The 22524-nt window shown below is 53.5% G+C and carries 20 protein-coding genes; 10 read left to right on the plus strand and 10 right to left on the minus strand.

Annotation, left to right across the window (positions count from 1 at the left end; genetic code table 11):
• The first annotated feature begins 56 nt into the window (after nucleotides 1-56).
• The gene (locus tag ELY38_RS05705) at nucleotides 57-1028 is read left to right on the plus strand and encodes a LysR family transcriptional regulator (RefSeq protein WP_127060541.1); all 972 of its coding nucleotides are present in this window, start codon (nucleotides 57-59) and stop codon (nucleotides 1026-1028) included.
• Between the two features lie 33 nt (nucleotides 1029-1061).
• Here ELY38_RS05705 and ELY38_RS05710 read toward each other — a convergent pair whose 3' ends face one another.
• The 6 genes from ELY38_RS05710 to ELY38_RS05735 all read right to left on the minus strand — a co-directional run bounded on the left by ELY38_RS05710 (nucleotide 1062) and on the right by ELY38_RS05735 (nucleotide 7447).
• Nucleotides 1062-2567, minus strand: coding sequence for a tripartite tricarboxylate transporter permease (locus ELY38_RS05710; protein WP_127060542.1), 1506 nt, complete (start codon nucleotides 2565-2567; stop codon nucleotides 1062-1064).
• Complete coding sequence (locus tag ELY38_RS05715) at nucleotides 2555-3049, minus strand: tripartite tricarboxylate transporter TctB family protein (RefSeq protein WP_127060543.1); 495 nt, start codon at nucleotides 3047-3049, stop codon at nucleotides 2555-2557. Before ELY38_RS05715 ends, ELY38_RS05710 begins: the two co-directional genes overlap by 13 nt.
• A gap of 9 nt (nucleotides 3050-3058) precedes the next feature.
• A complete protein-coding gene (locus ELY38_RS05720) occupies nucleotides 3059-3985 on the minus strand; it encodes a tripartite tricarboxylate transporter substrate binding protein (protein WP_246009074.1) in 927 nt (308 codons plus the stop codon).
• Nucleotides 3986-4113: 128 nt separating this feature from the next.
• Nucleotides 4114-4911 (minus strand): HpcH/HpaI aldolase family protein, encoded by a 798-nt coding sequence (locus ELY38_RS05725; protein WP_127060545.1) that lies wholly within the window; start codon nucleotides 4909-4911, stop codon nucleotides 4114-4116.
• A 270-nt stretch (nucleotides 4912-5181) separates the two neighbouring features.
• Nucleotides 5182-6174: a tripartite tricarboxylate transporter substrate binding protein gene (locus ELY38_RS05730; protein WP_127060546.1), complete on the minus strand. Its 993-nt coding sequence runs from the start codon at nucleotides 6172-6174 to the stop codon at nucleotides 5182-5184.
• Between the two features lie 127 nt (nucleotides 6175-6301).
• Nucleotides 6302-7447, minus strand: coding sequence for an iron-containing alcohol dehydrogenase (locus ELY38_RS05735; protein ID WP_127060547.1), 1146 nt, complete (start codon nucleotides 7445-7447; stop codon nucleotides 6302-6304).
• A gap of 403 nt (nucleotides 7448-7850) precedes the next feature.
• On the opposite strand from ELY38_RS05735, the gene ELY38_RS05740 reads away from it, so the two are divergent.
• The 5 genes from ELY38_RS05740 to ELY38_RS05760 all read left to right on the plus strand — a co-directional run bounded on the left by ELY38_RS05740 (nucleotide 7851) and on the right by ELY38_RS05760 (nucleotide 13478).
• Nucleotides 7851-9380 carry a UxaA family hydrolase gene (locus tag ELY38_RS05740; RefSeq protein ID WP_127060548.1) on the plus strand — a complete coding sequence of 510 codons (1530 nt, stop codon included), beginning with the start codon at nucleotides 7851-7853 and terminating at the stop codon, nucleotides 9378-9380.
• A gap of 28 nt (nucleotides 9381-9408) precedes the next feature.
• Nucleotides 9409-10377, plus strand: a complete 969-nt coding sequence (locus tag ELY38_RS05745; protein WP_127060549.1) for a GntR family transcriptional regulator — start codon at nucleotides 9409-9411, stop codon at nucleotides 10375-10377.
• A gap of 141 nt (nucleotides 10378-10518) precedes the next feature.
• Complete coding sequence (locus ELY38_RS05750) at nucleotides 10519-11397, plus strand: NAD(P)-dependent oxidoreductase (protein WP_127060550.1); 879 nt, start codon at nucleotides 10519-10521, stop codon at nucleotides 11395-11397.
• Between the two features lie 38 nt (nucleotides 11398-11435).
• Nucleotides 11436-12491 (plus strand): Ldh family oxidoreductase, encoded by a 1056-nt coding sequence (locus tag ELY38_RS05755; protein WP_127060551.1) that lies wholly within the window; start codon nucleotides 11436-11438, stop codon nucleotides 12489-12491.
• Between the two features lie 78 nt (nucleotides 12492-12569).
• The gene (locus ELY38_RS05760; RefSeq protein WP_127060552.1) at nucleotides 12570-13478 is read left to right on the plus strand and encodes an NAD(P)-dependent oxidoreductase; all 909 of its coding nucleotides are present in this window, start codon (nucleotides 12570-12572) and stop codon (nucleotides 13476-13478) included.
• 59 nt (nucleotides 13479-13537) lie between these two features.
• Here the strand turns inward: ELY38_RS05760 and ELY38_RS05765 are convergent, their stop codons facing one another.
• The 4 genes from ELY38_RS05765 to ELY38_RS05780 are packed head-to-tail and all read right to left on the minus strand — an operon-like array spanning nucleotide 13538 to nucleotide 18095.
• Nucleotides 13538-14464: a Gfo/Idh/MocA family protein gene (locus tag ELY38_RS05765; RefSeq protein WP_127060553.1), complete on the minus strand. Its 927-nt coding sequence runs from the start codon at nucleotides 14462-14464 to the stop codon at nucleotides 13538-13540.
• Between the two features lie 44 nt (nucleotides 14465-14508).
• Entirely contained in the window at nucleotides 14509-15279 is a 771-nt protein-coding gene (locus ELY38_RS05770) for a FadR/GntR family transcriptional regulator (RefSeq protein WP_127060554.1), read from the minus strand.
• Nucleotides 15280-15310: 31 nt separating this feature from the next.
• Nucleotides 15311-16291 carry a DMT family transporter gene (locus ELY38_RS05775; RefSeq protein ID WP_127060555.1) on the minus strand — a complete coding sequence of 327 codons (981 nt, stop codon included), beginning with the start codon at nucleotides 16289-16291 and terminating at the stop codon, nucleotides 15311-15313.
• A 1-nt stretch (nucleotide 16292) separates the two neighbouring features.
• Nucleotides 16293-18095: an IlvD/Edd family dehydratase gene (locus tag ELY38_RS05780; protein ID WP_127060556.1), complete on the minus strand. Its 1803-nt coding sequence runs from the start codon at nucleotides 18093-18095 to the stop codon at nucleotides 16293-16295.
• Between the two features lie 328 nt (nucleotides 18096-18423).
• Here ELY38_RS05780 and ELY38_RS05785 point away from each other — a divergent pair, with 328 nt between their 5' ends.
• The 4 genes from ELY38_RS05785 (at nucleotide 18424) to araD1 (ending at nucleotide 22518) form a co-directional block, all read left to right on the plus strand.
• Nucleotides 18424-19506: a TRAP transporter substrate-binding protein gene (locus ELY38_RS05785; RefSeq protein WP_127060557.1), complete on the plus strand. Its 1083-nt coding sequence runs from the start codon at nucleotides 18424-18426 to the stop codon at nucleotides 19504-19506.
• Between the two features lie 106 nt (nucleotides 19507-19612).
• Nucleotides 19613-20206: a TRAP transporter small permease gene (locus ELY38_RS05790; protein WP_127060558.1), complete on the plus strand. Its 594-nt coding sequence runs from the start codon at nucleotides 19613-19615 to the stop codon at nucleotides 20204-20206.
• Between the two features lie 3 nt (nucleotides 20207-20209).
• Entirely contained in the window at nucleotides 20210-21493 is a 1284-nt protein-coding gene (locus ELY38_RS05795; protein WP_127060559.1) for a TRAP transporter large permease, read from the plus strand.
• A gap of 26 nt (nucleotides 21494-21519) precedes the next feature.
• Nucleotides 21520-22518, plus strand: coding sequence for an AraD1 family protein (gene araD1 / locus ELY38_RS05800; protein ID WP_127060560.1), 999 nt, complete (start codon nucleotides 21520-21522; stop codon nucleotides 22516-22518).
• The last annotated feature ends 6 nt before the right edge of the window (nucleotides 22519-22524 follow it).

Consider the following 22524-nt stretch of genomic DNA (forward strand, 5'->3'; position numbering starts at 1 on the left):
AAATGCATCAATTTCGATATCTTTATTGCTATCAGTACCACTAGAAGGCTTATTTCATGGGTGTTCTTGACGAGAACTGGTTTCTTCACGCACGACTAAAGTTGCGTCACTTCCAGCTATTTTTAGCGCTTGATGAGCAACGCAACCTGCACCGCGCCGCCGCTCAGCTCAACATGAGCCAGCCTGCCGCGTCGAAACTCCTCAGCGACCTGGAAAACAACCTGGGCGTGCGCCTGTTTGATCGTCAGCCGCGGGGGCTAACGCCTAATTGGTATGGAGAGGTGATGATTCGCCACGCGCATAGCGTGCTGTCAGCGTTGCGTCATACCGGTGAGGAGTTAACCGCGCTACGTGATGGCAACCTGGGCACTGTCGCGGTCGGCACCGTGATGGCGCCTGCGGTTACCTTACTCACCAGTGCTATTGAGCGTGTTCACCGAGACCGCCCGGAACTTAAGATCAGTGTGGAAGTAGATGTTAGCAAAGCGCTGGTGCCGCGCTTACTGGAGGGAGAGCTGGACTTTGCCATCACACGTATTCCTCCAGGCAGCAATATAGAGCATTTTGTGTTTGAAGAGATCGGAGAGGAAGAGCTGTGTTTTGTCTGCCGCGAAGGGCACCCTTTGGCAGGTAAAAGGTCTTTGCATCTCGCCGATATGGCCGCCTATCCGTGGTCGCTGCAACCACCCGGCGCACTGATGCGCCAGCGTGTTGACAGCCTGTTCCTTCATCATCAGGTAGCACCGCCCCGCCAAATCGTCAACACTGCCGATTTGCTGGTGTCGCTGGCGCTGGTAGATAAATCCGACACCATCACGGTGACTACTCGCGAGACCGCTGACCTGCTCTGCCCGCCGCAGCGCTTTCATCTACTCCCGTTCAGCGAAACGCTCAGCGTGCAACCTTATGGCCTGGTAAGTTTACGTCACCAGCGACTTTCCCCCGGAGCGGCGGCATTGATGAGCACGCTTCGAGAGGTTATCTCGCAAGCGTCTTTACGCACCTCAACCGCTCCACCATCAAAGTAGCAGCAATCAATTTGAAAGCAGATGCTCGTTTTATCATAGAGAGGCTCGCTCGGTTTTCTGCTTTTGATAGCGATAAGCTTTAATCAAAAGCGGTGAGCACCACAGCAAGATGACCGCGACACCAAGTCCTGCACTGATGGGTCTTGCAAAGAAGCTGGTTAGGTCGCCACCGGTTCGCAGCATGGCACTCATAAAGTTGTTTTCAACAACAGACCCTAGCACCAAACCGAGTATGGCGGGCGCCATAGGGAAGTCATTGACGGCTAGTAAATAGGCCACCAGCCCAACGATTAGCATTAACCAGATATCTACAACACTATTATTGATAGCGAAAGCACCCACAATGCAAAAGCACAATATAATGGGCATCAATACTCGGCTGGGTGTCAGAATGAATAACTTTGATAATCTAATAGCCATATACCCAATAGGTAGCATCATCAAGTTAGCCAAGATAAATACGATAAAAAGTGCGTAGATGAGTCCACTCCCATCCATAAAAATGGTGGGACCAGGATTCATCCCTTTCATATATAAAACGCCAATCACGATAGCGGTGATGGAGTCGCCAGGAATTCCAAAGACCAGGGCGGGTACCCATGCACCACTGATACCGGAATTATTAGCCGAACTGGCATCCACGATGCCTTCAACATTACCGGTGCCATATTTGGCACTGTCTTTTGACCTACCTTTCCCCACACCATAGGAGATCCAGGCCGCAATATCCGCACCCGCTCCAGGTAATGCCCCAATCAATGTGCCGATTGAGCTGCCACGCACCATATTGCGCCAATAGCGCTTAATGTGTCCCGGCACATTGTGGAAAACACTATCTTTATCAACAACGCTGATGGTTTTTTTCTCGGATTTTGAGCCGTAGTAACTCATCAGTTCATTGAGGGCAAACATACCGATCATAACGGGTATGAAGTTAATACCTGCCATAAGATCGGGCACTCCAAACGTGAAGCGAGGAGCGCCACTCATCATATCCAGCCCTACCGTTGACAGCAGGATGCCAAAAAGCAGTGAAAGAAATGCTTTTGTTCTAGAGCCTACAGAAATAAAAATTGAGCAGCTTAGCCCCAATACCGCGAGCCAAAAGTATTCGAAAGCACTGAACTTGAGCGCTACTTCCGCGAGTGACTGAGCAACGACGATTAAAATGATGGTGCCAAAAATACCGCCAAAAACGGAACAGACCAGATTAATACCCAGAGCTTCTCTCGCTCTGCCTTTTTTGGCTAACGCATACGATTCACCCACATAGGCGGCGGAGGCAGGTGTGCCCGGTATATTGAGATACGTACCGGGAATGTCCCCCGCAAATATTGCCATGGCCGATGTGGTTACAATGGCTGCAATAGCGGGAATAGTGTCCATATAGAAGGTTAAAGGGACTAACAGTGCGACAGCCATTGTTGCCGTAAGCCCGGGGACTGCACCAACAAATATGCCAAATAATGAAGCTGCCAAGATAACCAATATGGTTTCAAAATTCAAAACCAGCCCTACTCCATTCATCAAGATATCCATGGCAGGCTACCCCCTAATAAAACCCCTTGCGGCAATGGAATAAGTAAATAGTGAGAGAAAATAAAATAAATAGCTGATGACATAACCACAGAGGTTATCAGGGCCACGTAAATCTTTGTTTTTCTCAACAACATGAGCGAAAACATAATGATTATTATGGTGAGCATTGCCCCCAGATAATCGCTTGCCAGGATATAAAAGACGATCGCTATGGGGGGCAGCACCATCGCCCAGCCCATTTTTTCAGGCGGCGAGGTAGCGAGTGTCGGATCATCCTGTACTGCTTGGGCGGCCGCTTTTCTTCTTTGCCATAGCGCATTCAAAGTAAGTACCGCACCGCCGATGCAAAATCCCCCTCCAACGAGAGAGGGGAACAGTGAAGGCCCATACTGAAGGCTGGGTAGAGTAGGAAATTGCTGAGCTGTGATAATCGTCACAATCCCTGCAATCATAAACCCTATACCGGCGAAAACGTCTCTCATTGTCATTCCTTAGTTAGCTAAGCCAACTTGTTCAACAATTTCACCGAGAATGCCGTCCATCTCTTCCATCATTTGGCCAAACTCTTCCGCATTGCGCCATTCGGTTCCAAACCCTCTCTGCGTCATGAAATCCTGGTACGTATCACTTTGATAAGCAGCCTCAAGAGCTGACTCAAGCGTTGCGACAACCTCTGGGTCCATGCCTTTAGGCCCAACGATGCCTCGCCACGCACCTACTTGGTAGTCACTACCCACAAGTTCGTTGGTAGTAGGAATATCGGGGAAGGCTGAAAGACGCTCTGCGGCCATGACGGCAAAACTTTTTACACGTCCCGCATCCATCATCGAACGAGCTTCAGGCACCGACGTAGAAACAATATCAATCCCTCCCGATGCCAGCTCCGTCATCGCGGGCGCCGAGCCTTCGCTGGGGATCCAGATAACCTGATCGGCGGGAATGCCTTGATCCATCAAAAAGCCTGTAAAGGCCAGATGCCAGATACCACCCTGTCCGGTTCCCGACGCGGTGAGGCTGCCTTTGGGCTCGGTACGAATGGCTTCCATTAACGCATCAAGACTCTCAAATTCTCCATCGGTGGCGACCTGAATGCCGGGAGAGTCGTAGTTGATTTGCGCAATGGGGGTAAAGTCTTCGTAAGTTAAATCCGTCAATCCTTGCCAATGCATAGTGTTAACTTCAACAGTGGCTAAGCCGAGCGTGTAGCCGTCAGGCGCTGCGTTAAGCATGGCGGTATGCCCAACTACGCCGCTGCCGCCAGTACGATTCACCACGTTGACGTTCTGGCCCAATTCCTCTTCCAAGGCGCGGGCAATGGTGCGCGCTGTTGCATCAGTACCGCCGCCCGCAGCCCAAGGCACAATCAGCGTAATGGGGCGTTCTGGATAATCCGCCAGGGCAGAGCTAGAGGCAGCCATAACGGCTGCTGCTAAACTTGAAATACAGAATGTTTTAAGAGAATGGTTTGTCATTATCATTTTCAATATCCTCTAGTAATTGCTTACCTACGTTTTATAGTTATAAAGACGGTTTAAAGCGCCTTATATCAGTACGTTCTGGTTGACGGCTGAGGAGGTAACTCTTTATAGCGGGCAAGCGTTGTTAGTGCCCCCTGACGGAGCAGGCTAATATCGATACCTACCGCAATAAACTGGCAGCCTAACGCCTGATAGCGGCGAGCATCCTCTTCTAGCGGCGCGAGTATCCCTACCGGCTTGCCTGCTGCATGAACCGTGTTAATCACTTTCTGTATCGCACTCTGGACATCGGGGTGGCCAGGATTGCCGGGATACCCCATTCCCACCGAAAGATCTGCCGGACCAATAAAAACCGCATCGACGCCGTCGGTGGCGGCAATCGCTTCTACCTGCTCAACCCCTTTAGGTGACTCAACCTGGACAATCAGACAAAGCGACTCATGCGCCTTATTCAGGTAGTCATCCACGCCATCCCATCGGGTTGCACGCACCAGCCCACCGCCCACACCGCGTATGCCATGCGGTGGATAGCGCGTCGCCCGTACCAAGGCGGCCGCTTGCTCCGCACTTTCTACCATCGGCACCATCAATGTTTGTGTGCCTATATCTAGCAGTTGCTTAATCAACGCAGGATCATGATTAACGCTACGCACAACAGGCGCGGATGAATAAGGTGCTACAGCCTGTAGCTGGGCCAGAATAGTGGGTACCGTATTCGGGGCATGCTCGCCATCGATCAGCAGCCAATCAAACCCCGTGTTGGCGATTATTTCCGTGGCATACCCAGTCGCAAAGCCTGCCCAGCAGCCCCACATGGGTTCTCGCTTGATCAGCATGTTCTTGAATGGATTAATGGGCAATTGCATGCGTTGACTCCTTCGAAAGGCGGATGAAAACCACTGTCTGAAGATCATCTACGTCGTTAACTGATCAAGATTTATGAGCACTTTCTTCTTGAGCGTTACGTCTTCGTTTATGCCATAGGGTGAATACGGTCTCTTTGAGACATACTCCTCCCGGTCAGGGAGGAGGAAAGTGAACGTCGTATAAACGTGGCATATCAGGAAACGGTTGAGTAATAGCGGTTTCTACAACAACAAATTCTATTGCGGAGAAACCGCCTACATTGTCGTGCCTCAGTTAGCTAAGCCAACCTGTTCAACAATTTCACCGAAGACGCTGTCCATCTCTTGCATCAATTGCCCGAACTCTTCCGCATTACGCCATTCAGTACCAAAGCCTTGCTGGTCCATAAACCCTTGGTAGGTGTCACTGTTGTAAGCAGCTTCCAGCGCAGACTCCAAGGTTGCCACTATTTCTAGGTCCATGCCTTTAGGACCGGCGATACCGCGCCACTCGCCCACTTGATAGTTGCTGTCGATTAACTCGCTCGTGGTAGGAATATCGGGAAAGCTGGGTATACGTTCAGGCGACATGACCGCAAAGCTTTTAACCCGACCGGCTTCCATCATGGAGCGGGCTTCAGGCACAGAACTTGGTACGATATCAATACCCCCGGATACCAGCTCGACCATTGCTGGCGCCGCGCCTTCACTAGGAATCCAGGTAACCTGGTCGGCGGGAATACCCTGATCCATCAAAAAACCCGCAAAGGCTAAATGCCAAACACCGCCTTGTCCGGTACCGGAGGCAGTAAACGTGCCCTTGGGCTCAGTACGTATAGCATCGAGCAGCTCTTCAAGGCTCTCATAAGGGGAGTCTGCGGCGACCTGTATGCCGGGGAAGTCATAGTTGATTTGCGCAATCGGAGTGAAGTCTTCATAGGTAAGGTTGGTTAAACCCTGCCAATGCATCATGTTCACCTCCCCGGTCGCCAAGCCAAGGGTATAACCATCTGGCTTGGCATTGATCATGGCAGTATGGCCGACAACGCCACTGCCACCGGTGCGGTTAACAACGTTGACGTTCTGTCCCAACTCCTCTTCCAATGCACGGGCGATGGTGCGCGCTGTCGCATCAGTGCCGCCGCCAGCAGCCCACGGCACAATCAACGTAATAGGGCGTTCTGGATAATCCGCAAGGGCTGAGCCAGAGGCCACCAGAACCGCTGCTGCTATGCTGGAAGTGAGGAGTGTCTTGATCTTGAGAGAATGGTTTGTAATTGTCATATCCACTTTCCTTTGGTCGTTACTGCCTGGATTTGATTATCGTTTTTTGAAACTGCTGGGTTCCATCTTTTATTACTTTCCTGTTAAAAACTTCCTTTATTTCTATTAAGCTGATCAACCTTATTTTTTAGAAAACCTCTTTAAGCATTTTGAAGAAATCTTCCTTAGAAGGAGCACGCGGATTGGTAGCCGTGGAGTGATCTTCCAATGCCCACTGCGCCACTTGATTTAGATGCTCTTCCTTAACGCCCATTTCACTCAGGCTGGAAGGCATCCCTAACTTAATATTGAGCTTTTCAAATGCTTCGGCTAAATCGTCATCCGGGGCAAGCCCCATCGCATCCTTGAGGCGAGCGTATTTTTCCTCGCAATCGCGCTGGTTAAACCTGAGAACGGTCGGCATTAGCACGGCATTGAGCGTGCCATGGTGAAGTTTTAGCTCATGCAGACCACCTAACGCATGGGATAGAGAGTGCACTGCTCCCAGCCCCTTCTGAAACGCCATGGCGCCTTCAAGGGCCGCCATCATCATTTCATTTCTAGCGGTTAAGTTAGCGCCGTTTTCAACCGCCTCTACCAGATAGGTGCTCGCGCGCTTCAGACCATCCAATGCAATCGCTTCAGCCGGTGGATTCAATTTTGGGCTTAAAAAGGTTTCAACGCAGTGAGCAATCGCATCCATACCCGTTGCGGCAGTCAAAAAAGGCGGTAAACCGAGCGTCAAACGTGGGTCGCAGATAGCAACAGCGGGAATCAGATAAGGAGAAAGAAAACCCAGTTTTCGATTATCTTTCATGGTAATGAGAGAGGCTCGCCCCACCTCACTGCCCGTCCCCGCCGTTGTGGGTACCGCAATCAACGGCAGCACATTGGCATTAATCTTAGCTACGCCACCCTCAATCGCAGCGTACTGGCGTAATGGCGCAGGGTGGTTAAAAAGTAAAGCGACCGCTTTAGCCAAATCAATGCTGGAACCGCCGCCAACGGCCACAATGCCATCACACTCGCTTTCTCGCAGGAAAGTCAGCGCTTGTTCTACGGCGGTTTCAGTAGGGTTGGAAGGTGTTTCATCGAAAATGCAGGCTTTTTCATTAATCTCTTTAGAAAGTTCTGCAGATTCAATTACTTGCGTAATAATAGGCGTACTACTCAGCCCCTTATCAGTCACAAACAAAGGCCTTTTCACCTTAAGCAACTGCAGCTCATTAGCTAACTCCGCAATCGCATTCTCGCCAAACTGGATTTTTGTTAAGTAGTTGATGATGTAGGGCATTTTAATTTCTCGTTATTGTTTTGCTTGAAACCAAATATGCATCTATCTAAAGGTGTCATACAGCATACCTGCATGACAATAGTTATGAGGTTATTTTTGGCCACTCATGTTTTCAAGAAAACGCTTTATTCAAATAAGCTATTGTTAAATAGTTACTTTATTTTCATAGCAAAAGTATCAACCGGACCGCAGGCTATCGACATCACTTTTCCATAGGTGCCCATATTCAATACCTGAAAACAATCTAGGACAAATGAACATTGCATTCAATGATCATTACATAGGACGATAGTATAATCGACGTACACAGCTTAGTTGCTAAAGTGCATCAACAGTGACCGCTTACTAGCTAGCTTGCGCGTAGCTCTTACCCAAAAAGCCAATAATAAATTTGAGGTAAACAATGGATCTCATTAATTCCCCGTCCGTTATTATTCAGCTCAATCCGCGGGATAACGTGGGCGTAGCCTCAAAAGCGGTGCCCACAGGATTTCCAATTGATAAAAATGGCACACTCGCTAAAGAGAATATCGATGCAGGTCATAAAGTTGCGTTAACTGGGATCAACAAAGGCGACGCCATATATAAATACGGCCAGCTAATTGGGATAGCGGCGCAAAACGTAGAACCCGGTGAGCATGTACACACCCACAACCTCGCCATGATAGAGCTTGATTCTTCGTTAAAGGATTTCCAGCCTCACCCGCAAACAGACACCACAAGTAGTTCACGAACCTTCCAAGGTTTTCAACGTGATGATGGCAGCGTAGGCACGCGTAACTACATTGGTATTCTATCTACCGTCAATTGTTCCGCGACGGTAGCTAAAGCAGCGGCAGACAAACTCAACCAGTCTGATGAACTAAGCCAAATGGGGTTCGATGGCGTCGTCGCAATCACCCATGGCTCGGGCTGTGCCATGAACACAGACTCAGAGGGTTTTTCCTTTCTTGAGCGCGTCATTGCAGGTTATGCCCAGCACCCCAATTTTGCCTTCGTGCTTATTATCGGTTTGGGCTGTGAGACCAACCAGGTCAAAACACTGGTCGCAAAAAAGGGGTTAGAAGACGCTTCGCGGCTTGCTTACTTTAATATTCAGGATGCGGGAGGAACTCGCACCAGTATAAAAACAGCATGTGATCACATCATGCGGATGGCTTCTCAGCATGGGCAGATGCAGCGTAAACCTGCTTCCCTAGAGCACTTGGTGGTTGCACTGCAGTGCGGCGGTTCAGACGGTTATTCAGGGATTACGGCAAATCCTGCGCTTGGCCACGCGGCTGATCTTATCGTGCAACACGGAGGCAGCGTTATCCTTGCAGAAACTCCTGAGATTTACGGTGCTGAGAACCTTTTAATAGACCGCTCTATCAACGAAAACGTCGCGCAAAAACTGCTTGATCGTATTACATGGTGGAAGCATTACACCGAAATAAACGGTGCCGAGCTAAACAATAACCCGTCGCCGGGCAATAAAGCGGGAGGGCTTTCAACGATTCTTGAAAAATCCCTAGGGGCCGTTGCGAAAGGTGGCAGCTCAAGCCTTAACGATGTACTGCACTATGCCGAAAAGATAACCACTCGTGGCTTTAATTTTATGGATAGCCCGGGCTACGACCCAGTCTCTGTTACCGGTCAAATTGCCTCTGGGTCAACGGTTATCTGTTTTACTACCGGGCGAGGATCGGTTTCAGGTTTTAAACCCGCCCCCTGCCTGAAGCTCGCAACCAATACCTCCATGTATGAGAAAATGCATGAAGACATGGATATAAACTGTGGCGTTATCGTCGATGGCACTGCCAGTGTAGAAGACGTCGGAGAACAGATTTTTGAGCGCATTATCGCCATTGCCTCAGGCGACATGAGTGCTAGCGAGTCACTGGGTTATGGTAGTAATGAGTTCGTTCCTTGGCTGGTCGGTGCCATCACCTAATCGTTCATTCAAGGACAATGGATTAACCATGACACAAACGCTGCGCGACCAGCTCTATACGGCTCTTAAGCAGGGTATTGTTGGAAAACGTCTGGAACCCGGCCTTGTGCTGCTTGAAGGGAATATAGCCGAGCTGTTTGGTATCAGCCGCTCCCCTGTTCGCCAAACCCTGAGCCGGTTACACGAAGAGCAGTATATCTGCCGCTTTGAGGGGCGCGGCTATCTAGTGGGGACGTCGCCTCAAGAAGTAGTACGGCGCTCCCTCAGTGAGAGTGATTTCAAACAACGCGGCGACACCCCCAAAGTAGACCGGACCGTTTCCTGGCGCGCCCACATCGACAGCGTCGAGCATGCCATTGTCCTATGTTCAATTAAGGGCGCTTTTGAACTCAATGAACTGCAGCTGTCCAAATCACTGAATGTCAGCCGCACGGTTACCCACCAAATTCTTCTCTATTTGCAGTCCATCGGCCTGGTCGAAAAGATTAAATACAACAGCTGGAGCGTAGTCCCTTTAGATGACAAGCGACTACACAACCTTTATGAAGCACGCCGCCAACTAGAGCCTTACATGATTGCGCGTGCCGCCCATCATATTTCAGAAAGTGTACTCAACGGCTATATTGCCAAACTCAAGCACGCCGCCAACAGTTATCCAGATATTAGCGGTGAATTACTGGATGAGTTAGAAAATGACCTTCACCACTCCGCCGTCAGCCTAGGTGATAACCAGGAAGTAATGAATATGCTACGGCGTACTCATCCTATCTTATTAATCAGCAAGCATTTACTTGGGCGAGTACTTAAACTTCCCGATCAAGACCCTTTTTTCGATGAGCACTTGTGGGTATTCGAAAAAATGCGTCTACAACAGCCAGAGCAAGCTGCAAAAGTATTGGTGGCTCACTTAGAGCGCTCAGAGTCTAAAGTACTCGAGCGTCTTATCAATTTCAGAGAATCAGGTGATATCAATATACCGCTTTATTTAAGAGGATAAGCCAATAGCAACGCATTCCCTCAACAAGAACAATATTAATAAAAACAATATCAATAAGAACATATAAAAGCGGTTTAACAGCCTGTCTGGCAAGCGCCACGCGACATTTCAACAGCCTACCCACCGTTAGAGGAACCAACAATGACAATTTCACGGTCTATCGGCTTTATTGGCACCGGCATTATGGGCGCCCCGATGGCTGGGCGTTTGGCCCGCGCAGGGCACCAAGTGCGCGCCTGGAACCGGACAAAAAGCAAGGCCGACAACCTGGCATCTGTGGGTGTCGAAATAGTGGAAAAGCCTGAACAGGCAGTTACCGCAAGCGACGTCGTGATCGTTATGCTCAGCTCTGGGCCGGTGTGCGATGAGTTACTTTTAGGCCCTGATGGCCTGCTCAACGCCATGCAGCCTGGTGCTACCCTGATCGTCATGAGTTCTATACCGGTCGAGACGGCACGCCGCCAAGCGGAGGAAGCCGCAACGCACCAGATCCACTACTTAGACGCGCCGGTATCCGGCGGTGAGCAGGGTGCGATTGATGGCACTCTGGCCATTATGGCGGGCGGCGATTCTGCACGCTTTAAAGCGGTTGAGCTCATCCTTTTATCGCTCGGCAGGCCGGTACATGTTGGCCCAGCGGGCAGTGGTGAACTGGTCAAGCTCGCCAATCAAATGATTGTGGCCAATACCATTGCCACGGTGGCCGAAGCCATATTGCTGGCAGAGCACGGGGGAGCTAACCCGGCGCAAATGCTTAATGCGCTTGAAGGCGGCTTTGCCGACTCAACCATTTTGCGTATCCACGGCCAGCGCATGATCAAGGAGGATTTCACCCCCGGCGGACCGGCGAAATGGCAATTGAAAGACACCCAAACCGCCATGGCCTTAGCCCAAGAATTGCAGCTTAAGCTACCCGTATCTTCATTGGTCAACGGGCTTTATGAAGCGCTTGTCGCCCAGGGAGAGGGAGACCTCGACCATAGCGCTCTGATACGCCAGCTCAGACGACAAAATCAATAAACAATCCGTCCACCCATAACGCCGGGAAAATAAATACAATGAGCCAACATTACGATGCCCAGGAAATAACGCGATTCAGCACTGACTTACTTTTAGCAGCAGGGCTTGATGATGATAAAGCCCATGCCGTGGCTGAGGTACTGGTTGAAGGCGACCTGATGGGACACACCACTCATGGGCTTCAACTCCTCGCACCTTACCTTGAGGAAATTCAGTCAGGCCGCATGCCGGTCACCGGCGAGTATGAGGTAATTTCTCAACGTGCCGCCGTACAGACCTGGGATGGCCGTTATTTACCCGGGCCGTGGCTGATACTCAAAGCCATGGAAGCCGCGGAAGCCATGGCGCGTTCCTGCGGTACTGGTACGGTGGTAATTCGGCGCTCTAATCATATTGCCTGCCTGGCTGCCTATCTAAAACGTGCCACCGATCAAGACCTCGTAGTGGTGATTGAATCATCCGACCCGGCGACTAAATCCGTTGCCCCCTATGGCGGGTTAGAGGCTACTCATACCCCCAATCCTATTGCCGTGGGCTACCCCACTGATTCAGGCCCTGTCCTTTTGGATGTCAGCACATCCATTACCACCAATGGCATGGTGGGACGGCTTAACAAGCAAAACAGCCGTTTGCCTTATCCGTGGCTTAAAGACCATCAGGGCCAGGCAACCGACCGCCCCGAGGTGCTTTTCGACGAACCCAAAGGCAGCATTATGCCCATCGGTGGTCTAGACCACGGTCATAAGGGTTACGCACTAGGGCTCATGGTGGAAGCATTGACGTCTGGCCTGGCAGGATTCGGACGCGTCCAGGCGCCTACGCAGTGGGGTGCCTCGGTCATGGTGCAGGTGCTGGACCCGGAAGCCTTTGGAGGGCTTGAAGCGTTCAAGCGCGAAACCGGCGCACTGGCTGATGCGTGCCGTAACAATCCAGTCGCTGAAGGCGATCCTCAGGTACGCATTCCGGGAGAGCGCGGGCTCGATTTACATAAGCGCTACTCACAGCAAGGCGTTCCGCTTCCAGAGGGCGTTCCCGAAGCGCTTCATAATTGGTCAGAGCGTTTAGGCGTTACTTTTCCCCAGGCACGCCAGTAAACGCTTTCTGCTTAGGGTGCAGGTTCAGACAAGCGAGCGTTATCTAAAACGTAATCAAATAACTGATCGGAGATCACCATGAAACAGGAACGTATCGGATTCATCGGGCTCGGCTTAATGGGTAAGGAAATGGCCCGCAATATAGTGCGTAACGGCTACCCGCTGACCGTTATGGCTCATCGCAATCGCTCGCCTTTAGAGGTGCTCTCTGCCGAAGGTGCCATTGAAGTCGATAGCGCCGCCGAGATGGCCAAAACCAGCGATATTGTTTTTATCTGCGTCAAGACATCCGAACAAGTTAGCGAGATTGTGACCGGAACCGATGGTTTGATGGCTGGGGCCCATGAAGGGCTGATTATTATCGACTGCTCTACGGCTCATCCTGAATCAACCGAGCGCCTTGCTGAAACTGTCGCGGAGCGCGGCGTAGTGCTGGTTGACGCGCCATTAGCTCGCACGCCACGCGAAGCCCGAGAGGGGCGGCTCAACGTCATGCTAGGAGGCGATGCCTCTACGGTTACGCGTATTACGCCGGTCATCGAAAGCTTCGCCGAGAACATCTTTCATGTCGGTGCGGTCGGGTCAGCGCATAAGTTGAAGCTGATTAACAACTTCCTGTCGCTGGGCGCAGCGGCGCTCGTTAGCGAAGCTGCTACCATGGCTGCTGGAATGGATGTCCCCCAGGATAAGCTGCTGGAAATCTGTTCTCAGGGCGGCGCCAATAGCGCCATGCTGGCCCCGGTTATGGAGTGGGTGCTGCAGAAAGAGTGTACAAAGCTGCAGTTCAGCCTCGGAAATGCCGAAAAGGACATGCGCTACCTAGCTGAAACGTTAACCGAGTACCGGCTAACCTCCAACATGCTTTCCCCACTTTGCGAATTCCTTAACCTGGCTCGAAACGATGTGGGAGAAGAGAGCTTCGTTCCCCAAGCTTACGACAGCTGCATGCAGCGTAATGGTATGGCCTCAGACGGCAACAAGCGTTGAGATAGACCGTAGGCTGCCTCGCTATCGCGGCTTAACTTCCCACCGCGACTTGGCAGCGTTCACTCCACAAACGCGTCGGTAGCCTCGCGGTAACCATATAAAAAGGCGTCAGCCACTTGGCGTAGTGGCGCTACATCCACGTCACTACGCCCACTGGCGACAAGCTCAACAAAGTGGTTATAAAGGCCGGCATACTCGCGCTCCTCCTCATCCACTATCAACTCGTCGTTAATCAGCAGGCGCCGCCCCCCCTGGGTCAGGCTTAGATGGCCGTTATCCGTATCGACGCGGATATCCCAGGTTTGCGGGCCGGTTTGGCGAAAATCAAAAGCCGCCTCAATCTCGACACCGTATGGATCGGTAAAAGAAAGCTCTGCGGCAATCGGGGTCTGGCAGTTAGTCGGCACCCATAACTGGGCCTGGCGCAGAAAAAATGGCTGGGGGAGAATGGCGGTGACGATCGAAAGCGCGTTAATACCTGGATCAAACACCCCCATGCCGCCCGGCTGCCATATCCACGCCTGACCTGGGTGCCATACTCGCACGTCTTCTTTCCATTCAACCTCAACGCGCTGAACCTGGCGCTCTGAAAGCCACTGCTTGGCTTGCGCAACGCCGGGTGCAAAGCGTGAGTGCCAGGCGGCAAACAGGCTAACGCCCTGCTCGGCAGCAAGTAGCATCAAGCTTTCCACTTCACTAAGTGTGGCCCCGGGTGGCTTTTCCAGCAGCACGTGCTTGCCGCGCAGTAGCGCAGCACGCGCCTGCGAGTAGCGCAAGTGCGTCGGCGTACAGATTGCCACGGCGTTTATTTCCGGGTGGGCGTCGAGCATCGCGCCCAAGTCTTGATAGCCGGGAACGTCTGGTAACGCAGCGTAAGGGTCTGCCGTGGCGACAAGCTGGCAGTGAGGGATGGTGGCTATCGCCGGAAGGTGCTGGTCGCGAACGATTTTACCCACACCCACTAAGCCGAGGTTGAAGTCAGACATGTGCTTGCCTTTGTTTTAATTTAAGAGCTTAACGGGAAATGGATTCAGAGAGCAGCGTGGGGTAGCTCAACGCTGCGCCCTAATGAGCTAACGCTATGTTCAAGCCCTAGCGCTTCTGCCGTCCCTGCCAATACCGCCTGGGCTGCCAGAAAAGCCTCTCGGGGGCGGCGCAGCCGGATACTTTCCATCAGCTGTCGATGACGCTCCAGGCTCTCTTCCGGATCAGAGGCGCTTTCGTTCGACATCGAGACCAGCAGATAGATCGAGGGCCGCAGGATATGCGATAGCTGCGCCCAGACGATATTATGAGTCGCTTTGAAGATCGCCTCGTGGAAGGCAATATCACATTCGCTGTGTAAACGCCGCTCCTCTTGGCAGGTCGCATTGCGCAGGTTCTGCCCTAACCCTTCAAAGGCCTCTTCGATGGCTACTAAATCACGTGCCTTGGCGCGCTTGGCGGCGGTCATCGCTACATAGGGCTCAACATCCAGGCGAAACGCGAGAATTTCGCGTTGAATATCTGGATTAGGGGCCGCATAGCGGGTCAGCCAGTCGGTCACCTGAACATCGAGAATATGCCACTCTGAGTACTCCCGCACCTTGGAGCCGTGGCCTGAGATACGCTCGATAATGCCCGCCTCAACCAGCTGACGCAAATCACTACGCACCGCCGAGCGATTAATAGCAAAGCGTTCGCATAGATCCAGTTCACGCGGCACAAAGTCGCCGGGGCGGTAGCGTCCTCCGAAGATCTCCTCGGCGAGGTATTCAGCGATACTGGGGCGAGCCGGCGACTTAATGAGAGATGATGTCACTGCGATAAAACCCTATTTCAATTCCAGCCAATCATAACGTACTTGACCGGTCTACTGTGACAGGCGGCGTCGTTTCATCGACGGCCCTAGTTTCATCGACGGTAATAGTTTCAAGCCCTGCACGCTGCCTGAGTTCCAGCCGCCGTTCATAAAGGCCTTTAGCACTTAGGGTGCCGAGCACCAGGGCGCCGCCCACCATGGCAACTGGTGCGGGCTGTTCAGCCAGAATCCACCAGGCCAGCAGCGTGCCCACCACGACTTCCAGCAACAGCAGCAAGCCCACTTCAGCGGAAGGCAGATACAACGGCCCACGCTGCAAAAGCGTGACACCGCAAGGCACAATAAACAGGCAAAGCAATACCACCACCGCAAGTTGATTTGTGGCGGGTAAGGACGGCTCGCTCCCCGCCAGCCAGAAAAGCCCGGCGGTGCTGCCCACAATAAGGCCGTTGAATACCAGCATCGGGCTCATATCCACCCCCGGACGCGTACGGCAGAGGGTAAAATTAATCGCCAGGGTCGTCGCTGTCACCAAGGCAAAAGCGTTGCCTACCCATGAGCCTGCGCCTGAGTCATCTAACGCAATCATGGCGACACCCGCCATGCACAAACAGATCGCCAGCCAAGTGCGCCGGGGCAAACGCTCCTTGAGAATGATCCAGGAGAGAATTGCCGCGATTAGCGGCGCGCTGGCCAGTATCATCAACACGTTGCCTGCCTTGGTGTACTGATTGCCAAGCACGAAACCGCAGGTTGTCAGACTAAACAACAGCGCCACGGCGATCCCGGTCCAGCCGCAGCGGCGATAGGCTGCCAACGTGCCGCGGCCATAGCGCGCCAGAGCGATTAGCAAAAAACCCAGCGCAGAGAGAAAACCGCGCCACATCAGTATCTCTGCATCGGGCAGGTCAGCTACCTTGATCAGCAAAGCATCCGGCGCCATGATTATCGCGCCGCCACCGGTCAGCAGCAGCCCCTGCTGGCGATGCGACAAAGCTTTAAAGCGGCTCATGCTAATGATTATCCCTTGGCGGATGCTGGCGGGCCACATCACGGTACTTGGTCGCAGGCTCCAAGGTCATGCCACGATCCAGCGGCTCGACCATACTGCGCTGAATCTCTTGCCAAGGGGTCTGGTGGCCTGGATAACGGTAGCCGCCCTGCTGGGCCAAACGTTCGCGGCGTGCTTCCAGCTCACTCGCGTCAATCAGCAGCTGCACTTCGCCACGTTTAAGATCAACTCGCAGTCGATCACCGCTTTCAAGCAGCGCAAGCCCGCCCCCTGTGGCCGCTTCCGGCGACGCATTGAGTATCGACGGCGAGCCGGAAGTGCCCGATTGACGCCCATCGCCCAGGCAGGGCAGCGACTCAATCCCTTGTTTGATCAGCGCCTCTGGCGGCTGCATATTGACCACTTCGGCGCCACCCGGATGCCCCACCGGACCAGCGCCGCGCATCACTAGAATGGTGCGGGCGTCGATATTCAGCGCCGGATCGTCGATACGAGCGTGATAATCCTCCGAACCATCAAACACTACCACCTTGCCTTCAAAGGCTTCAGGGTCGCTTGGATCATTCAGGAAGCGATCGCGGAAATTCTGGGAGATAACACTGGTTTTCATCAGCGCTGATTCGAACAGGTTGCCTTTGAGATTTAGAAACCCTGCATGGGCTACCAACGGCTCGGCGTAGCGGCAAATCACGTTGGAATCCTGTGTTTCCCGGCCCTGCAGATTATTACCCAGAGAGCGACCATTCACCGTCAGCGCATCGCTGTGCAGTTTGCCGGCTCCCTGGAGTTCATGAAGGATCGCGGGCACGCCCCCCGCGCGGTGAAACTCTTCACATAGAAAAGCGCCGGCAGGCATCACGTTGGCCAACAGCGGAATCTCATGGCCCAGGCGCTGCCAATCGTCATTATTCAGCTCAACGCCTGCATGACGGGCGATCGCGTTAATGTGAACCGGCGCGTTGGATGAGCCGCCCAGCGCCGAACAGGCCACAATGGCGTTCTCAAACGCTTCGCGGGTCAGAATATCCAGCGGACGCAGGTCTTCCCAGACCATATCGACGATTCGCACGCCGGTGTCATAGGCCGCCATCGCGCGCTCTTTATAGGGCGCGGGGATGACCGCCGAGCCCGGCAGGCTCATTCCCAATACCTCAGCCATGGAGTTCATGGTAGACGCCGTGCCCATGGTATTGCAGTGACCAATCGAGGGCGCTGAGTCACTGGCGCGTGACAGAAACTCTGCGTAGTCGATATCTCCCGCTGCCAGGCGTTTACGCAGCTCCCAGATAATCGTCCCCGAGCCCACCCGCTCGGCGCCTCGCCAGCCGTTAAGCATCGGCCCACCGGACAGCACAATCGAAGGAATATTTACCGTTGCCGCGGCCATCAGCGCGGCGGGGGTGGTTTTGTCGCAGCCGGTGGTTAGCACCACACCGTCCAACGGATAGCCATGGAGCACTTCCACCAGCCCCAGGTAAGCGAGATTACGATCCAGCGCCGCGGTAGGCCGACGCACATTCTCATGAATAGGATGCATGGGGAACTCAAACGGCACGCCACCCGACGCACGAATGCCGTCTTTAACCCGCTTGACCAGATCAATATGGTGACGGTTGCACGGGGTTAAATCAGACCCCGACTGGCAGATACCGATAATCGGTTTACCGCTCGTCAATTCATCCAACGTAATGCCGTAATTGAGGTAGCGCTCAACGCACAGCGCCGTAGTGCCGGGGTGGTCAGGGTTATCGAACCAATAACGTGAACGCAACTGCTCAGGGGTTATTCGATGAGGGTTGGCCATGGCTACGCTCCACGCCTAAAGTGAAGGTAAAACGTCAGTAGGCGTACCTAAGCCACTCAACCGGCCCTACTAACATTCCCAGTTAAATAATCTCCTTCAAACACAAGGAGGGGGTCGCCATGACGGTACGCGTTCTCCACCGCATCGTCGATACATACAAAAGTATATGTTGAACATATACGCAAAACGTTACACATTCACCTGAGGGCTTGTGGCGCTTAACCCAAAAGGCAGTGCCGCTGACATACAACAACAGACAATAGGCTGCAGCTCGTTTGAAGAATACCCTCAGCGAAGCGCCCTGCAGCACGCCAGGAGAGTGACGACTATGCATCATCTTTTAAAGCGCACCCTATTAGTAACCGGTGCTACGCTGCTCAGCTCAGGCATGGCTTACGCGCAAACGTCCAAGCCCGACCTTTCTGAACCACCCGAGATCGAAGGCGGCGTTGTAGGCGATCACGGCAGTGTGACCCTGCGCATGGGACTTGGCCTGGCCGAAAGCTCGCCTCAGTACATCTCCAGCCAGTACTTTGCGGATATTCTTGACCAGCGCAGCGAAGGAAGAATCAGCGTCAACATCTTCCCCAACAGCCAGCTCGGTGACGACGTGCAGATGATGGAAATGCTCCAGACCGGCACGCTGGACATGACCTACCCTTCCTCCTCCCCCGCAACCGGCTACGTTGAAGAGCTAGCCGTTTTCGACCTGCCGTTCCTGCTCCCTACCCGTGAAGCCGCCATTGAGGCCATGCGTAGCGACGCCGCTCAAGAGATGCTCGACGCGTTTGATGGCACCGGCATCAAGGCACTGGCCTTTGCTGAAAATGGCTTCCGCCAGCTTTCCAATAGCGCACGGGAAGTCTCATCGCCGGAAGACGTAGCCGGTTTGGACGTTCGCGGCCTTTCCGTACGCACCATGGAAAACCCCGTTCACCTGGCTATCTGGCAGGCGTTAGGTGCCAACCCGACACCCATGGCGTTTGGTGAGCTGTTTTCGGCCATGGAACAGGGCGTTGTGGATGGCCAGGAAAACCCCTGGAGCACCATCCTGACATCCAATTTCTATGAAGTGCAGGACTACGGCTCCGAAACCCGCCACGTTTATACCCCCTTTATCAAAATGATCTCCCAGCGCACCTGGGATCGACTCGACCCTGAGTATCAGGAGCTGGTTCAGGAGGCCGCTCTGCAGGCCGCCGATTACGAAATCCAGCTCTCCTCCGAATACGACGATTGGGCACGGGAGCAACTTGAAGAGCGTGGCATGCAAATTACCCGTCTTAACGACGAACAGATAGCCGCTTTCCAGGAAGCCGTACAGCCCGTTTATGACGAGTGGGCACCGCGCATTGGTGAAGATCTGGTGGCTGAGTTCCAGCGGCTCGCCGAGTCGGCAGCAGCCCAATAGGCACCTGCTGATACGTCGGCTTGCTCTCGTGCACCTTTGCCACGACTAGACCATGCAAGAGGCAAATGCCTCTTGCATGGTCGTTATCTGTCTTTTCGGAGAGCTCATGGATACACCTGATACCCCCATTCCGGATACTGCGGCCTTCTTCGATGATCCCCAGCGCCAGCCGCTGGAGATCGATACCGAGCAGCGCCGTGGTCCTGCGCTGTTTCGTTGGCTGACACTTGCGATGGAACACGCGATTGCGGCTCTTCTGGTAGCGCTCATCTTGTCGGTATCGGCCAACGTGGTGGGCCGCGCCGTATTGAATCACTCACTGCCCTGGGCCGATGAGCTGGCACGCATGCTGTTTATCTGGCTGATTTTCCTGGGTGCTGCGGCAGCGTTCGCCCGCTATGAGCATATTGCGGTGGATATTTTAGTGCGCAGATTAAAACCGCGCGCCGCCCATGCACTGTATCTGTTTCAGCATTTGGTGATTACCGCGTTGATGGGAATCATCGTCTGGGGTGGTTTTCTGGTGATGTCGCGTGCCTCGGGGCGCACCGCAATCCTTGGCGTGCCATGGAATATGGTGAATGCCTCGCTGGTACTTTGCGCCGCCTTTATTGCCGCTGTGGCCATCTGGCGCGCCTGGCAAAGCATTTTGCAGATACGCTCGCCGAACGTCATGCCCACCGCTGATGGAGACCGTTAGATCATGCTATGGATTTTTCTAGGCATCCTGTTCGCCTCGCTGGCCCTGGGCTTACCCATTGCCTTTGGCTTGGGCGTTGCGGCTGTGGTGATGGCGCTACTCTCTGATATTCCTTTGTCCATCATGATTGAGCAGTCAATACGCGGGGTAAACAGCTTCCCGCTGCTGGCCATACCGTTCTTTATTCTGGTGGGCGAAGTAATGAGCAACGGCGGCATTGCCCGCCGCTTAATGGAGCTTGCAGGGGCCTTGGTCGGTTTTGTACGCGGTGGCCTGGGCCAAGTCGCGATTACCGGTTCCATGTTCTTTGGCGGCATTAGTGGTTCTGCCGTGGCCGATACCGCCGCGACCGGCGCGATGATGATTCCCTCCATGACCAAGCAGGGCTACACCGCCCCGCAGGCCACAGCGATCAATACCGTTTCCTCGGTCATCGGCATCATTATCCCACCCTCTATACCACTGATTTTGTTCGGCATTGTGACCGAAACCTCCATTAGCCGCCTGTTTATCGCCGGCATCGTGCCGGGGATATTGATCGGCTTCGGGCTGATGGCCACGACCTTCATTATGGCTACCATCGGCCACGCCGGGCAGACTCGAAAGTTCCGCTTCGATTTGCTATGGCAAGCGTTCAAGGCAGCGTGGCTTGCTCTGGTGCTGCCGGTGATCGTCATCGGTGGGATTATCGGTGGCATATTTACCGCCACTGAGGCGGCTGTTGCCGCGCTGCTCTACTCGCTGTTTATCTCGCTGGTGATCTACCGTGAATTCCACATCCGCGAGCTGTGGGGCATGTTGATTCGTACTGCTCGATTGACTGGGATGGTCTTGCTTCTGCTGGCGTTTGCTACCGTCATTGCCTGGTTTCTAACCATTAATATGGTGCCGCAAACGCTGGTTACCCAGGTCCAGGCAATCACTCAGGACCCTTTTCTACTGCTGTTGATCGTTGCCGGCTTACTGCTGCTCGTGGGGTTCGTGATGGACCTGACCCCGGCCATGGTAATCATGGCGCCAATGTTGACACCCATCGTTACCTCGGTGGGCGTTGACCCGGTCTACTTTGGCGTACTCATGGCGTTCATTCTTGGCATTGGCCTTTTAACACCGCCGGTGGGCACCTGCCTGTACGTTGGCTGTGGGGTCGGCAAGGTTTCCATGGAACAGCTGGTTAAGGCCATGCTGCCTTACTACGCCGCCTTGCTGGTAGTGCTGGTTATATTGATCGCCTTTCCCGGCATTGTGACGTGGCTACCTGACCTCACCGCTGTGCGCGGCAACTAACCACCGACATTATATAAGGAAATCATATGCGCTTGATTCAGTACCTCGACCAGAACCATGTTCGGGTCGCCGTGGTGGAAGATGCCCAGATCGTACGCCCTATCACGATCGAAGGCGGAACCTATGCGTTGGCCAAAGCCGCTATTGCCGCCGGTGAGTCCCTTGAGCAAGCCATTAAATCACGACTCAGCGACGCTCAGGTTGATTACCAAACGTTAATCGACGAGCAGCGCCTACTACCGCCGCTCACTCATCCCGATCCCGCTCACTGCCTGGTGACTGGTACCGGCCTCACTCACTTGGGCAGCGCCGATACGCGATCTGCCATGCATGCCAAAACTCAGGTGGCCGAGGAGGAGCTGACCGACTCCATGCGTATGTTCAAACTCGGCGTCGAAGGTGGAAAGCCCTCAAACAACGCCGAAGGGGCACAGCCGGAGTGGTTCTATAAAGGTGATGGCGACTGCATCGTTGCCCCGGAAGCGGAGATGCCTTCTCCAGCATTTGCCCAGGATGCCGGTGAAGAACCTGAGCTTGCCGGGCTTTATATTGTCGCTGACGACGGTACGCCATGGCGGATCGGCTACGCCGTGGGCAACGAATTCTCCGATCATGTTACCGAGCGTTTTAACTACCTGTGGCTTGCACACTCCAAGCTGCGCGCTTGCAGCATCGGGCCTGAACTGCTGATCGGTGAACTTCCCGCCCATCTCGAAGGCACCAGCCGTATTGTGCGCGATGGGCAAACGCTGTGGGAGAAGCCGTTTTTAACGGGCGAGGCCAATATGGCTCACAGCCTCGATAACCTTGAATATCACCACTTCAAATACCCCGGTTTTCGCCGCCCTGGCGATGTCCACGTCCATTTCTTCGGCACCGCCACGCTGAGCTTTGCCGACCAGATCCAAACCCGAGATGGCGATCGTTTCGAGATTACGCTTAACGACTTTGGCCGCCCGCTACGTAACACGCTGCGCATGCTCTCGACGCACGAGTACGAGAAAACCACCGTCAACGCGCTTTAACAGGAG

Origin of the sequence: Vreelandella nanhaiensis (assembly GCF_003990185.1) — a bacterium.
In the GTDB taxonomy this organism is placed as follows: domain Bacteria; phylum Pseudomonadota; class Gammaproteobacteria; order Pseudomonadales; family Halomonadaceae; genus Vreelandella; species Vreelandella nanhaiensis.